The organism is Enterococcus sp. DIV1411a (genome assembly GCF_050531945.1).
Taxonomy (GTDB): domain Bacteria; phylum Bacillota; class Bacilli; order Lactobacillales; family Enterococcaceae; genus Enterococcus_B; species Enterococcus_B faecium.
The window spans coordinates 1,917,501-1,931,484 of the sequence record NZ_CP172892.1 but is presented as its reverse complement, the minus strand read 5'-3'; the positions used below and the strand labels follow the sequence as shown (position 1 = coordinate 1,931,484).

The 13,984-nt window shown below is 37.9% G+C and carries 15 protein-coding genes, 1 rRNA gene and 1 other RNA gene (1 of these 17 running past the window's edge); 13 read left to right on the top strand and 4 right to left on the bottom strand.

Going from position 1 to position 13,984, the window contains the following annotated elements; all coding sequences use genetic code 11:
* The first annotated feature begins 21 nt into the window (after window positions 1-21).
* From IGJ87_RS09395 to IGJ87_RS09385, 3 genes are all read left to right on the top strand, one after another.
* Window positions 22-558: a TetR/AcrR family transcriptional regulator gene (locus tag IGJ87_RS09395; RefSeq protein ID WP_002287143.1), complete on the top strand. Its 537-nt coding sequence runs from the start codon at window positions 22-24 to the stop codon at window positions 556-558.
* Between the two features lie 77 nt (window positions 559-635).
* On the top strand, window positions 636-2,006 hold the full coding sequence (locus IGJ87_RS09390) for an RsmF rRNA methyltransferase first C-terminal domain-containing protein (protein WP_002287145.1): 1,371 nt from the start codon (window positions 636-638) through the stop codon (window positions 2,004-2,006).
* A gap of 66 nt (window positions 2,007-2,072) precedes the next feature.
* Entirely contained in the window at window positions 2,073-2,408 is a 336-nt protein-coding gene (locus tag IGJ87_RS09385; RefSeq protein ID WP_002287147.1) for a hypothetical protein, read from the top strand.
* 80 nt (window positions 2,409-2,488) lie between these two features.
* On the opposite strand, the gene IGJ87_RS09380 is transcribed toward IGJ87_RS09385, so the two are convergent.
* Entirely contained in the window at window positions 2,489-3,346 is an 858-nt protein-coding gene (locus IGJ87_RS09380; protein WP_002300638.1) for a helix-turn-helix domain-containing protein, read from the bottom strand.
* 106 nt (window positions 3,347-3,452) lie between these two features.
* Here IGJ87_RS09380 and tadA point away from each other — a divergent pair, with 106 nt between their 5' ends.
* The 6 genes from tadA (at window position 3,453) to IGJ87_RS09350 (ending at window position 7,817) form a co-directional block, all read left to right on the top strand.
* Window positions 3,453-3,968, top strand: coding sequence for a tRNA adenosine(34) deaminase TadA (gene tadA / locus IGJ87_RS09375; RefSeq protein ID WP_002287154.1), 516 nt, complete (start codon window positions 3,453-3,455; stop codon window positions 3,966-3,968).
* A 21-nt stretch (window positions 3,969-3,989) separates the two neighbouring features.
* An RNA gene (gene ffs, locus IGJ87_RS09370) (signal recognition particle sRNA small type) lies at window positions 3,990-4,076 on the top strand.
* Between the two features lie 208 nt (window positions 4,077-4,284).
* Window positions 4,285-5,670 (top strand): bifunctional metallophosphatase/5'-nucleotidase, encoded by a 1,386-nt coding sequence (locus tag IGJ87_RS09365; protein WP_002307275.1) that lies wholly within the window; start codon window positions 4,285-4,287, stop codon window positions 5,668-5,670.
* A 36-nt stretch (window positions 5,671-5,706) separates the two neighbouring features.
* Window positions 5,707-6,384: a YutD family protein gene (locus tag IGJ87_RS09360; RefSeq protein WP_002287156.1), complete on the top strand. Its 678-nt coding sequence runs from the start codon at window positions 5,707-5,709 to the stop codon at window positions 6,382-6,384.
* A gap of 7 nt (window positions 6,385-6,391) precedes the next feature.
* The gene (locus IGJ87_RS09355; protein ID WP_002287159.1) at window positions 6,392-7,156 is read left to right on the top strand and encodes a TIGR01457 family HAD-type hydrolase; all 765 of its coding nucleotides are present in this window, start codon (window positions 6,392-6,394) and stop codon (window positions 7,154-7,156) included.
* 1 nt (window position 7,157) lies between these two features.
* On the top strand, window positions 7,158-7,817 hold the full coding sequence (locus tag IGJ87_RS09350) for a TIGR01906 family membrane protein (RefSeq protein ID WP_002287161.1): 660 nt from the start codon (window positions 7,158-7,160) through the stop codon (window positions 7,815-7,817).
* Window positions 7,818-7,846: 29 nt separating this feature from the next.
* On the opposite strand, the gene IGJ87_RS09345 is transcribed toward IGJ87_RS09350, so the two are convergent.
* Together IGJ87_RS09345 and IGJ87_RS09340 are read right to left on the bottom strand one after the other, a co-directional pair.
* Window positions 7,847-8,356, bottom strand: coding sequence for a phosphatidylglycerophosphatase A family protein (locus tag IGJ87_RS09345; protein ID WP_002287163.1), 510 nt, complete (start codon window positions 8,354-8,356; stop codon window positions 7,847-7,849).
* Window positions 8,357-8,467: 111 nt separating this feature from the next.
* Window positions 8,468-9,466 carry an NAD(P)/FAD-dependent oxidoreductase gene (locus IGJ87_RS09340; protein ID WP_002296073.1) on the bottom strand — a complete coding sequence of 333 codons (999 nt, stop codon included), beginning with the start codon at window positions 9,464-9,466 and terminating at the stop codon, window positions 8,468-8,470.
* Between the two features lie 200 nt (window positions 9,467-9,666).
* Between IGJ87_RS09340 and IGJ87_RS09335 the strand changes: the two genes are divergently transcribed.
* On the top strand, window positions 9,667-10,251 hold the full coding sequence (locus IGJ87_RS09335; protein WP_002287167.1) for a peptidylprolyl isomerase: 585 nt from the start codon (window positions 9,667-9,669) through the stop codon (window positions 10,249-10,251).
* A 76-nt stretch (window positions 10,252-10,327) separates the two neighbouring features.
* On the opposite strand, the gene IGJ87_RS09330 is transcribed toward IGJ87_RS09335, so the two are convergent.
* Window positions 10,328-11,503: a MalY/PatB family protein gene (locus tag IGJ87_RS09330; RefSeq protein WP_002296072.1), complete on the bottom strand. Its 1,176-nt coding sequence runs from the start codon at window positions 11,501-11,503 to the stop codon at window positions 10,328-10,330.
* An 81-nt stretch (window positions 11,504-11,584) separates the two neighbouring features.
* On the opposite strand from IGJ87_RS09330, the gene IGJ87_RS09325 reads away from it, so the two are divergent.
* The 3 genes from IGJ87_RS09325 to IGJ87_RS09315 form a co-directional block, all read left to right on the top strand.
* Window positions 11,585-11,965, top strand: a complete 381-nt coding sequence (locus tag IGJ87_RS09325; RefSeq protein WP_002287231.1) for a CvfD/Ygs/GSP13 family RNA-binding post-transcriptional regulator — start codon at window positions 11,585-11,587, stop codon at window positions 11,963-11,965.
* A 73-nt stretch (window positions 11,966-12,038) separates the two neighbouring features.
* Window positions 12,039-12,401, top strand: coding sequence for a hypothetical protein (locus IGJ87_RS09320; RefSeq protein ID WP_002287172.1), 363 nt, complete (start codon window positions 12,039-12,041; stop codon window positions 12,399-12,401).
* 697 nt (window positions 12,402-13,098) lie between these two features.
* A 16S ribosomal RNA gene (locus IGJ87_RS09315) occupies window positions 13,099-13,984 on the top strand; it runs 674 nt beyond the window's last position.

The following is a 13,984-nucleotide window of genomic DNA, read 5'->3' as shown; positions in this document are numbered from 1 at the left end:
TGAAAAGAGACGGAGGTAAGAATGATGGGGAGAGTAACAAATTATAGTAAAGAATATTTGCTGTTCAAAAGTATGGTATACGTGGAAGAATATGGAATGAAGTCAATTACTGCAAGAGAGTTAGCAGAGTTCTGCGGTTGTTCTACATACCCGATTTATACACATTTCAAATCAATCAGCGGGTTAAAAGAGAAGATATTAGAAGAAATCACTGTTTATTTTGAAAACTACTTAGCTGAATGCAGTTCCGATGATGTTTTAAGCATTGTCTACTTATTGAAAGATTTTTTTTCTATCCATGAAAGTATTCGTGAAATCATTGCAAAATCTGATTTAGACATGGATTCGCTATTTAAGCGGCCATTTTTCTCATATGTCAAAGGTCACACGAAGATCAAAGAAGAAAAGTCGCTTGAATTGGTATGGCTTAATGCATTGGGAAGTTTGCGCTCAGATGATTCTTCTCAAGATTTTCTTGAAATGATGAACGCTGTTTGGGATAAAAACGAGGTGACGGATGAATACTTGGAAAATATCTTAAAGGAACAGTCACCTTAGGCAGCAACATGAAAAAGTAGATCAGCCACCTTTATTTTTCGTAAAAAAGATTGTAAAATGTCTAACGAAACATTGGAATGAAGGAGGAAGCGACAACGTTACCACAGCAATTTATCAAAAAATATCGTCTTCTTTTAGGCGAAGAAGCATCCGATTTTTTTTCTGCGCTTGAACAAGGAAGCGTGAAAAAAGGATTTCGGTGGAATCCACTAAAACCGGCAGGATTGGACATGGTCCAAACTTACCATAGCGAAGAATTACAACCCGCTCCCTACAGCAATGAGGGATTTCTTGGCACTGTCAATGGAAAGTCTTTCCTCCATCAAGCTGGGTATGAATATAGCCAAGAACCAAGTGCAATGATCGTTGGAACAGCTGCTGCAGCAAAACCCGGTGAAAAAGTTTTGGATTTGTGTGCGGCTCCCGGTGGTAAATCAACCCAATTAGCTGCTCAAATGAAGGGGAAAGGGTTATTAGTGACGAATGAGATCTTTCCGAAACGTGCGAAGATTTTATCAGAAAATATAGAACGATGGGGAGTTTCGAACGCAATAGTGACAAATCATGCACCCGCAGAACTTGTCCCTCATTTTTCGGGCTTTTTTGATCGGATCGTGGTTGATGCTCCTTGTTCAGGAGAAGGAATGTTCCGAAAAGATCCAAATGCAATAAAAGAGTGGACAGAAGAATCTCCGCTATACTGTCAAAAACGTCAGCAAGAGATTTTGTCTTCAGCAATAAAAATGCTAAAAAATAAAGGACAACTGATTTATTCGACTTGTACGTTTGCACCAGAAGAAAATGAAGAGATCATTAGCTGGCTTGTAGAAAATTATCCAGTAACGATTGAGGAGATTCCTTTGACTCAATCCGTTAGTTCAGGACGTTCTGAATGGGGAAGCGTAGCTGGTTTGGAAAAAACAATACGTATATGGCCTCATAAAGATCAGGGTGAAGGACATTTTGTTGCAAAGCTGACTTTTCATGGACAAAATCAGATGCATAAAGAAAAGAAGACACGAAAAAAAAGTAAAGTGCAAATGACAAAAGAGCAGGAAAAACTCTGGACGGAGTTTTCAAATGATTTTCATTATGAAGCTACTGGAAGACTTTTAGTGTTCAACGACCATCTTTGGGAAGTTCCTGAGTTAGCCCCTTCTCTCGATGGTTTAAAAGTCGTACGTACAGGTTTGCATTTAGGAGATTTCAAAAAGAATCGATTTGAACCTAGCTATGCATTAGCGCTTGCTACAAAAAAGATAGAGAATATACCTTGCTTGCCGATCACTCAAAAGGAATGGCAATCTTACACAGCAGGAGAAACATTTCAACGTGATGGGAATCAAGGATGGGTTTTGCTAGTATTAGATAAGATACCTGTCGGATTTGGGAAACAAGTAAAAGGAACAGTAAAGAACTTTTTCCCTAAAGGATTGAGATTTCACTGAGTGGATTAGTTCGTTTATTTTTTTGTCTATGCTATGATGGAGATAGATAAAAAGGAGCTGATACTTATGAAAACATCAACAAAAGTAACAATCGGATTAAGCGTAGCAGCCGCTGCCAGTGTAGCGACAGCAGTCGTTGTATCGGGAAAAGTAATGGAAAAGATCCATCATATGACTACTCGGACGAAAGTAAAAAAATTCGTCTATGACAAATTTGATGGAAATGAAAAATTACTAGAAATCGTAGATGGTCTTTCAGATAGTGACTTGGATTCTTTGATGGGAATGTTAGCAAAAATCAAATCAGGAAAAAAGAAAATCTCTGTTTATGGTGATTCAATCAAAGATTCAACCGAAGATGTAAAAGACCGGCTAATGCATTTTGTTGAAAAAATGATGTAAGAGAAACTAGCTTTTGAACACTATTCATTCGAAATAAGGGGTTGTGACAAAATTATTGTCACAACCCCTTTAATCTATCTTTAATTATGTTCATGAATCAATAAAAGATAGCAAAACAGTAAATCGTTGGCTTTTTTTAGATTGAAACCAGACTGTTCTTGAAATTTTTCGATTCGATATTTTAGAGTATTACGATGAAGAAACAGTGTTTTTGCAGCAGAGCTGACATTGCCTAATTCATTCCATAATTCTTGAATGATCACTTCCATTTCATTTTGTTTGATCAGTTCTATGTAACTTTTGATCAACTTACTATCTTTTACAGTATCTTTTGTATAGTAATGTAAAGCCACATCTTGCATAGAAAAAGTACGGCTGTGAGTATAAAGATTGTTTTGCTCTGTTAAAAAAATTTTTCTTTCTTCAGCAAACAAAGGGACGAGGTCGGTGCCAGGTGAATGGAAAGAACCAACGAATACAGACGTTGTCGTATCAAAATCAGCATCTAAAGATAGAAAAATACCGTTGATTTCAGTAGCATCAAGATAATCACGGTTTATTTGTTCGACTAAGAGCGCATCTGTGTCTGTATAAAAAAAGAAATCAGCAGAATAGCGAAATAATTCCAAAATAGTATCTTGCCATTCTTTTTTTAAGAATTCTCCTTTTGATTCGACGTGAAGCTGGATCAAACGAAAGCTTTTTTCTTGAACACAAGAAGCATCTTTAAAAAGATAGTGATACCATGGGTGTTTTTTTTGATCGTTGATTACAGGGAATAACGCTTTCAAAAGGCTGGTTTCTTGTTGAGATAATGAATCTTGTTTGATCCAGATAAAAGCATCATCAATTGCAAAAGAAAGGATATCCGCTTCTGATGCTGGAGAGTTTTTTTTCTGTGCTTGTGGGTAAAGAGCAAGTAATTTATCCATTTTCATCTTGTTCACCTCTTGTATTTATTTTACCATAGAAAAAAAAGTTAGTTACAGCCTTTTTATCATATGCTAAAGTAAAACAAGAAAAAACAAAGGCAGGGAAGGGTAATTGGTAAATACAAATCTTGATGCAGTAGAAAAAGAAAAATGGATGCGCCTTGCATTGGCAGAAGCAAAGAAGGCAGAAATGCTTCATGAAGTTCCGATTGGAGCAGTGGTTGTATTGGATGGAAAAGTGATTGGAAGAGGGTATAACCTTAGAGAAACCACGCAAGATGCTACTACACATGCAGAAATGCTTGCAATCAAGGAAGCCTGTGAAAAAGTGGGAAGCTGGCGCTTGGAAGATGCCGCACTTTTTGTTACCTTAGAGCCTTGTCCTATGTGCAGCGGCGCGATGATTTTGTCTCGTGTAGCAGAAGTTTATTTCGGTGCGTATGATCCAAAAGGCGGAACAGCCGGTACCTTGATGAATCTTTTGGAGGACGAGCGGTTTAACCACCAAGCATATGTAGAAGGTGGCATTTTAGAAGACGAATGTGGGATGATTTTGACTGACTTTTTCCGAAAGCTCCGCCAGCGAAAAAAGAAATTAAAAAAAGACTGGTCAACGAATGAAAAATAAGGTATACTATTCTTTGCCGAAAGGCTAGGACAATGGTGGGCTTGTGAAGCGTGTCAGGTCTGGAAGGAAGCAGCACTAAGCAGGTTCCGCCATGTGTCTGATTATAATGAAACGACAACAGACTTTCGGGTCTGTTTTTTTTATTTTTATAGTACTGTAAAAATGAATGTTCCTGATTTTTTAGCCAGACTGATTTATCGAATATTGTACTTATACAATTTGCTTCAAGGCAGGAAAAACTCTGAAATAGAGCTTGTTTCAATGGAAGAAAAAGCTGCCTATGGTATGATAAAGATAAAGAGAGGCGAGAGGGTACATGGAAAAAATAGTGATTTTACATACGAATGATCTGCATTCTCATTTAGAAAATTGGCCAAGGATCAGAAGGTTTTTGGATCAACGTAAACGAGAAAACGAAAAGAAAGAAAAAACGACAACGATTGCAGTAGATCTAGGTGATTTTGTGGATCGTTGGCATCCATTGTCAGAAGCAACGAATGGACAGGAAAATATCTTGCTGATGAATGAAGTTGGTTATGATGCAGCGACGATAGGAAACAATGAAGGCGTAGGAAATTCCAAAGAAGAGCTGAATCATTTATACGATCATGCTGAGTTTGATATCATCCTGGATAACTTATTCGATAAAAATACGCTCCAGCCACCGGCATGGACGAAACCATATAAAATTATTACAACGAAACACCAGACGAAAATCGGACTAATTGCATTTACTGCTCCATTTCCGCTTACTTATAATCCGAATGGCTGGGACATACGCAATCCTTATGATATTTTGCCAGAATTAGTCGAAGATTTACGTTCACAAGTGGATGTTTTAGTTTTGATGAGTCATCTCGGGATTCAGGATGATTTCCAAATTGCAAAAGAAATACCAGCAATTGATGTTATTTTAGGATCGCACACCCATCATTTATTCAGAGAAGGTCACGTAATCAATGATGTCCAAATAGCAGCCGCTGGAAAGTACGGGCAGTATGTCGGTGAAGTCCATTTAACCATCGATGAAGAGAAAAAAATCCTTAAGCATTCAGCCAAAGCCATCCCTACCGAAACAATGACAGCTTTTACAGAAGATGAACAAGAAATAAATAGTTATCTAGAACGTGGGCATGAATTATTAAAAGAAAAAGAAGTAGCAGATTTGCCATTTTCTCTGAGTCTAGATATCTTCAATGAGCATTCGTTTATCCAAGTCGCCCTTGAGGCGGTGAAAGAACGAGGAAAGACGGAAGCAGCAATATTAAACAGTGGTCTGTTTTTAACTGAAATTCCAAAAGGGCGGGTCAATCAGGATCAGCTTCACACTGCGTTGCCGCATCCGATGCACTTGTTAAATGTCACATTGGGTGGAAATGATCTGATTCGCTTAGTTTTAGAAATAGAAAAAAATCGTAACTTTTTACGTAACTATCCTATGAAGGGAATGGGATTTCGCGGTAAGATTTTTGGGCAGATGGTCTATAATGGAATCACATATGATTCTATTAACCATCAAGTCTTTTGGAAGAACAAGCCAATCGATCTGAATAAAAATTATACTTTTACTACCGTAGATCATTTGATGTTTGTTCCATTTTTTCCAACGATTGAGATTGCTGGAAAAAATGAATTTTTGTTCCCTGAATTTATCCGAAGTGTGGTAGGAGATTACTTGAAAGCTCACTACCCAATCAAATAAAAACAAGGTATAATAAAAAAGATAGGTGGTGAACGCATGTCTGCAAAACAAAATGAACAGCAGAACGTTGAGCATAAAACAGAAATTGCTAAGAAAAAATCATCAGCTGAACAGGAAACAACAGTCACCGAAGAACTGACAGCTGCTTTGGAAGAAATCGTTGAGGAGCCTAAAGCAGAAAAAGTCAAAGGCGAGCTAGTGACACTGTTAGATGACAGTAATTTTTTGATAGGTGAAAGACATTATCGGCTTGTGTCCGATTATCGTGAAGGATTTAATGCAGAAAAGCTTGGAGAACGTTACAGTGATGTACTAGCTCGATATGATTATATCGTAGGAGATTGGGGTTATGAACAACTACGCCTAAAAGGATTTTTCCAAGCGGATAATCGACGGGCGCATCCAGATCAGCGAATCGATTCCTTGGAAGACTATCTTTACGAATATTGCAATTTTGGTTGTGCGTATTTTGTCATCGAGAGAATCGGCGGTAAAAAAGAAAAGACAACTCAGCGCCGAAAAAAGAAAAAAAACCATAATCGTGCGTATATCGATGAGAAAAAAGGACCAGTCGCATCTAATCGCAAAAAACCGGTTATTAAAAATCGAAAAACAGAGTCAGCAAAAACCTCTGAAAAAGTAAAAAAACAAGAACAACCTAAACAAGTAGAAAAAACAAAAACAGCATTTACGATAAGAAAAAGGGAAGAGTAGTGGATGAATGGACTATAAAGGATATTTAATTGATTTAGACGGAACGATTTATCGTGGGACACAACCCATACCGGCCGGTAAACGATTTGTGGAAGAATTGCAAAAAAGAAAATTACCTTTCTTGTTTGTTACCAATAACACGACTAAGTCACCAGAAACAGTAGCTAATCGTCTAGCAGATGAGTTTGACATTCATGTAGCTCCAGAGACAGTCTACACAGCTACTTTGGCAACAATTGATTTTATGAAAGCAGATGGAAAAGGGAAAAAAGTCTATGTTATCGGAGAAGCAGGATTGATTGACTTGATTTTAGCTGCCGGATTTACATGGGAAGAAGAGGCTCCTGACTATGTAGTGGTAGGCTTAGATAATTATCTGACCTATGAAAAAGTAGTTAAAGCAACACTTGCTATTCAAAAAGGTGCTACTTTTATTGGAACGAACCCAGATAAGAATATACCTACTGAACGCGGCCTTCTTCCTGGAGCAGGGTCAGTCATCTCTTTTGTAGAGACAGCAACCCAAACGCCGCCGATCTACATCGGAAAACCAGAAGCCATCATTATGGATAAAGCCGTTGAAGTATTAGGGCTGCAAAAAGAAGAAGTAATCATGGTTGGAGATAACTATGAAACAGATATCCAAGCTGGGATACGCAATAATATAGATACTTTGCTCGTTTTATCAGGTTTTACAAAAGAAGAAGATGTACCTGGGTTGCCTATCCCAGCTACCTATGTGAAACAATCACTGGATGAATGGAGCTTCTAATATGAAAAATTCGAGATGGCAGTGGATGGAATATGCTGGATTGTTCAGCCTATTTCTGACACTGATCAGTCTGGCAGTTGGTGTGACGATCAACTTTCGACCACTATACGTATTTGATATCGGACATTTGCAAATTTTGGATTATACTTCTTTAGATCAAGAGACATTACTGAAAAATTTTGATCACCTAATGAATTATCTCAATAATCCCTTCAAAACCATCCTCAGCTTGCCAGATTTCCCAGTTTCTGCTAGCGGAGCCCATCACTTTTATGAAGTGAAAATTTTGTTTTTAGTGGATTATGCTGTGTTTTTCATCACTTTGATCCCGAGTATTTTGTTTATCAAATATTTGCAAAAGAATGATCGGCTTTGGCGGTTGATTCGTCCGTTTCAAATCGGCATGTTACTGCCAGTTGTTTTCGGTTTTTTCATGATGATAGGATTTGATCGCTTTTTTATCCTTTTTCATGAAACGTTTTTCAACAACGATGACTGGTTATTCGATCCCGTTACTGATCCAATCATCAATGTACTTCCAGAAGAATTTTTCATGCATAGCTTTATCTTATTTTTTGTATTATTAGAATTATTTTTTGCTGTTTTTCTTTTCTTAGGAAAAAATAGCTTGAAACAAACAAAAAAGAAAGAACTCGTCTAAATAGACGTTTTCTTTCTTTTTTTGTTGAATTATTGAGTAAGGCGACTTCTTTTTTCTGGTTCTTTGTGTGCTAATCGACTGGCAGCAGCAGCGGCGATCGCTCCGACGATATCATCTAAGAAGGTATGGACATGAACGCCATCGTGGCTGTTTAGTTCTTTTAAAATACCAGGTTTCACCTTGTCGATATAACCATAATTCGTAAAGCCGATCGTACCGTAAACATTCACGATTGACAAGGCTAGGATCTCATCGATACCGTAAAGGCCTTCGTCATCTTCGATAATATGTTGCAACGGACTCATCAATTTTTTCTTTTCTGCTAATATATCTAATTGGATTCCAGTGATAATGGCGTTATGTACTTCACGCTTTGTTAGCACGCTGTTGACACTTTCAGTACAATCCGCCAAAGTCAAATCAGAAATATAGTCTTTTTGTAAAAACATGACAAGTTGTGCGATATCTTCTACAGTTACGCCACGTTCCTTCAATAGTTCTCTTGCCTTTTCTTCTAAAGTCTCAGTTTTGACGACCATATTATTGCTCCCCCTTTATCTTTTCTTTCTCTATTTCATGTTAACGGAACATGAAAAAAATGCAAGAAACTGCTTTCGGGTTTAACTTGAAATGCAAAGAGATATAAAAAATCAACTAGGACGAAGATTTTTATCGTATAAGCTTGTGCTGTGACCAGGCTGAGTTCGTTCCTTTGGATTAATATAGTGTAAAGCGTTGTTCACTGCAGTAGGTGCTTCACCGAGCCCAGTAGCAATCAGTTTCACTTTTCCTTCATAGGTACAGATGTCACCAGCTGCATAAACGCCTGGAATAGAAGTAGACATATCTGATTTTACAGTAATGGCATTTCTGGTACTATCAAGTCCCCAAGAAGAAAGATGTTCTAAATTAGAAGAGAATCCATAATTGACGATCAGAGAATCAATCATCAAATCAATCGTCTCGTCACTTTTCACTTTTTTTAACCGGATATCTGTCAGTTCCCCATTATTGCCTGATAATCCATCGATGAGATAGGGAGTAAGCAAGTTGACAGATGAAGATTTCAAGCGTGATACACTATGTTCGTGCGCACGAAATTCCGGGCGACGATGAATCAAGTAAACTTCGCTTGCAATAGGCTCTAACATCAACGCCCAATCGATAGCAGAATCACCACCTCCAGCAATAGCGACTTTTTTTCCAGCATACTTCATCAAATCATTCACGAAATAATCCAATCCGTGGTTTTCAAATGATTCAGCATTATCTAAATTCAATTTTCTTGGCTGGAATGAACCATTTCCTAAAGCTAAAATGACTGCTTTGGAATAATGGATGCCTTTATTTGTAGTAATCTCGATAACTTCGTCTTCACGAGTAAGCGAGAGAACTTCTTCTTTTAAATGGAATGTATGGTTAAAAGTAGTTAATTGTTTTTCTAATTGATCGATTAATTCACTTGCTTTTATTGCTGGATACCCAGGAATATCGTAAATATATTTTTCGGGATACAAAGTTGCTAATTGACCACCAAGTTGAGGTAGACTGTCAATGATTTTTGTTTTAGCTTGGCGCATTCCTGCGTAAAAAGCGGCAAACATCCCTACAGGACCTGCACCGATGATTGTAATGTCATAGATTTCCATAAAAATTCCTCCCTTTTCACACTATAGCAGAATTTAATTGAGAATGCTTCTCAAAAATGTTTGAATTCGAAATCGAAACGGTAAGTTATAGAATGTATCTAGTGATGAAAAATAAAAGAAAACAAATCTAGTATTTTTACGAGAGGTTAGGTATTATGTTATTATTATTATGAAGTATGCAAATATTAGGAGGAAACAATATGGCATTCCCACAACTAGATTTAAAAAGTGAAAAAGGACCAAAAGCTGTTATCAAAACAAACCGTGGTGACATTACTGTTCAATTATTCCCTGAACTAGCACCGAAGACGGTTCAAAATTTCATTGAACTTTCCAAAAAAGGTTATTATGATGGCGTGATTTTTCACCGCGTTATTCCTGATTTCATGATCCAAGGCGGCGATCCAACTGGAACAGGAATGGGTGGCGAAAGTATTTATGGCGAAAGTTTTGAAGATGAATTCAGTCGTGAACTGTTCAACCTTCGCGGAGCTTTATCTATGGCAAATTCAGGTCCAAACACAAACGGAAGCCAATTCTTTATTGTAAATAACACAAATGTGCCAGCTAATATGCTTGGACAACTAGAAGGTGCTGGATTCCCATCAGAAATCATTGAAGCGTATAAAGGTGGCGGAACTCCTTGGCTAGATTTCCGACATACAGTCTTTGGACATGTACTAGAAGGGATGGACACAGTAGATGAAATCGCAAATGTACAACGTGGTCCACAAGACCGACCTGTACATGATGTAGTGATTGAAACAATTGAAATTTCAGAATAGTTTGGTATGGTACGGAGTAATTATGAAAAAGGACGAAACCTAGTAAGGTCTCGTCCTTTTATTTTGAATAAATGATTTAATCGATTGTCTCTAAAGCATACTTGATTCGATTAAGTCCTTCCAGTAAAGTTTCTTCTGGACAAGCAATATTCAAGCGCATATGCCCATGACCGGAAGGACCAAACGTGATGCCAGGATTTAATACGACTTTTCCTTTCCGAACAAGAGTGTTCTCCAATTCTTGGTCGTCTGAAATATAGGCGGTAAAATCTAACCACATTAAGTAAGTTCCTTCAGGGTTCATTATTCTCACTTTCGGAAGATACTGTTCAAAAAACTGATTAACTGTTTGAACATTTTTTTCTAGATAAGGAATCAGTTGGCTTAACCATTCTCCACCCGTCTCATAAGCCGCTTGGGTTCCAATCAGTCCAAAAGTGTTGATTTCGTGCTGTTGGTTCATCACTAAATGTTTTTCAAAATCAGCTTTCATCTCTGGATTTTTGATAAATACCATTGAATTTTTGATTGCAGCTAGATTGAAAGTCTTGGTTGCGGAAGTAAAAGCAACTAGTAGATCATCTAAATTAGGATCAATCGTTAGCATGGAAGTAAATGTATGATCGAATAAAGTTAAATCTTGATGGATCTCGTCACTAAACAGAATCACTTGATGTTTTAAACACAATTCGCTTAACTGTTTCAATTCTTCTTTGCTCCAAACACGCCCTCCAGGATTGTGAGGATTGCATAAAATCATTGCTTTTACATTGTTTTCTTCGATTTTTTTCTCCATGTCAGACAAGTCCATGATGAAATGATTATTTTTTTCTAGCAAAGAGCTTCGAACGATGTGACGTTGATTTGTTTCTATAATAGAGGAAAATGGAGGATAAACTGGGTCATGAATCAAAATAGAATCGCCTGGTTTTGTAAAAGTTTGTACTGCTGCAGCTAAACTAGTTAACACACCACTTGTAAAAACGATATTTTCTTTCGTCAACTCCACAGCATGGTGTTGGCGTTCCCAATGAATGATAGCCTGATATAGTTTATCAGACAGAGTGGCATAACCAAAGATTCCATGTTTGATGTATTCACTAAACGCTTTAGCTACCCCACCGGGAGACAAGAAGTCCATATCTGCTACCCACAAAGGAAGTAAGTCATCCATTTGATATGTCTCAGCAATTGCGTCCCATTTTACACTTTCTGTATCTTTTCTTGAAATCTGTTTATCAAATTCGATCATCTTAAGACCTCCAGTCATTTTCGTCGCTTCTTTTTTTGAGCTATTTACAGTATAATGATAAATGCGAAGAGAGGGAAGTAGATGACTTATAAAATTGGACAAATAATTGAAGGAAAAGTGACAGGGATACAGCCTTATGGCGCATTCGTTTCTCTTGATAACGAGACGCAAGGACTTATTCATGTTTCAGAAGTACAATCCGGTTATACGAAAAATATCCATTCATTGTTAAAAGTCGGACAGCCAGTAACAGTTCAGATTATCGACATTGATGAATATTCCAAAAAAATCAGTTTATCTTTAAGAACGTTAGAAAAAACAAATCCAGCTGTTCCATATCGCAGAAAAAGGTATTTCACGAATAAAAATCGTAAGATCGGATTTACCACTATTGCGGAGCAGTTACCTATTTGGATAGAAGAAGCATTATCTGAACTAGAACGGAAAGAAAATAAGAAATAAAAAGTGTATTTTTTCTGAAAATGTGCTAGAATTTTTATGTAAGCCATAGAACAAGTTGATCGAGGTGGAAATTTTGGCAAGCAAAAGAGTTGCTGGTACAATTATGTTGCATTTGGAGGATGGTACTAAAAAATTTTTGGTCCATTCAATTGATGACAAGTTGGAATTTGCGTTAGCGGAACTTTCTGAAGGAAAGACTGGTTTAGCGAATATACTTAATTTCTTAAAAGAAATAGTTCATATCGATGTTAGCAAGATTAGTTTGATGGAATTGACAAATACACATATTAAAGAGGAAAATGTTCCGTTGTTTGTCTTTGAAACTGAACAAAAGAATCAAAGAGAAGAATTAGGCGAAGGATATATTTGGGAAGAACCAGGTCAAATGCGCTCTGTTCTTGGAACTTACGAAGTAGAGGGAGTGCCTTTCTTCTAAAATACAGATTAAGCGAACAAAGAAGTTTGAATTTTTTTCAAACTTCTTTTTTTATTGTTTGGTCCAAAAAATACAATGAAATGTTCTGCTAAAGATAGTTTTTTAGTGCATTTTATTTTCAAAATATGTTGAAAACGGTTGTATAACGAATAATAATAATTGATCGAAAAATCATTTCACAAAGTAATGCTTAATTTATAGTTGACCAAGGAAGAAATACATGATAAATTTAACAGCGTTGATTCTGAAGTGGATGTTATATCACATTTCTAAAAAATTTAAAAAATAGTTATTGACATGTTACTAACGACATGATAAGATAACTGAGTCGTTAAAAAAGAACCACTTGCGAAGCTTGATTCTATCGAAAAAAACTTCAAAAAAGTTCTTGACAAATAACAAACGATAAGTTATGATAAATGAGTTGCTGAAAGATTTCGAAAAACGAAATCGAAAAAAACTTTTAAAAAAGAGTTGACAATCGCTTGTCTCTCTGATATGATATAAAAGTTGCTACGGTAGCCAAAAACGAATCGGGAAACACTCCCGATGAAGTAGACCTTTGAAAACTGAACAAAGTAAGACAAACCAAATGTGTAGGGCGTCTTGATTCAATTCAAGACAACAAACATTTTTAACAAGCAAGCAATATGCTAGCAAACAAATTGAGCTTAACAATCGCAAGATTGTTCGAACTTTTTATGAGAGTTTGATCCTGGCTCAGGACGAACGCTGGCGGCGTGCCTAATACATGCAAGTCGAACGCTTCTTTTTCCACCGGAGCTTGCTCCACCGGAAAAAGAAGAGTGGCGAACGGGTGAGTAACACGTGGGTAACCTGCCCATCAGAAGGGGATAACACTTGGAAACAGGTGCTAATACCGTATAACAATCGAAACCGCATGGTTTTGATTTGAAAGGCGCTTTCGGGTGTCGCTGATGGATGGACCCGCGGTGCATTAGCTAGTTGGTGAGGTAACGGCTCACCAAGGCCACGATGCATAGCCGACCTGAGAGGGTGATCGGCCACATTGGGACTGAGACACGGCCCAAACTCCTACGGGAGGCAGCAGTAGGGAATCTTCGGCAATGGACGAAAGTCTGACCGAGCAACGCCGCGTGAGTGAAGAAGGTTTTCGGATCGTAAAACTCTGTTGTTAGAGAAGAACAAGGATGAGAGTAACTGTTCATCCCTTGACGGTATCTAACCAGAAAGCCACGGCTAACTACGTGCCAGCAGCCGCGGTAATACGTAGGTGGCAAGCGTTGTCCGGATTTATTGGGCGTAAAGCGAGCGCAGGCGGTTTCTTAAGTCTGATGTGAAAGCCCCCGGCTCAACCGGGGAGGGTCATTGGAAACTGGGAGACTTGAGTGCAGAAGAGGAGAGTGGAATTCCATGTGTAGCGGTGAAATGCGTAGATATATGGAGGAACACCAGTGGCGAAGGCGGCTCTCTGGTCTGTAACTGACGCTGAGGCTCGAAAGCGTGGGGAGCAAACAGGATTAGATACCCTGGTAGTCCACGCCGTAAACGATGAGTGCTAAGTGTTGGAGGGTTTCCGCCCTTCAGTGCTGCAGCTAACG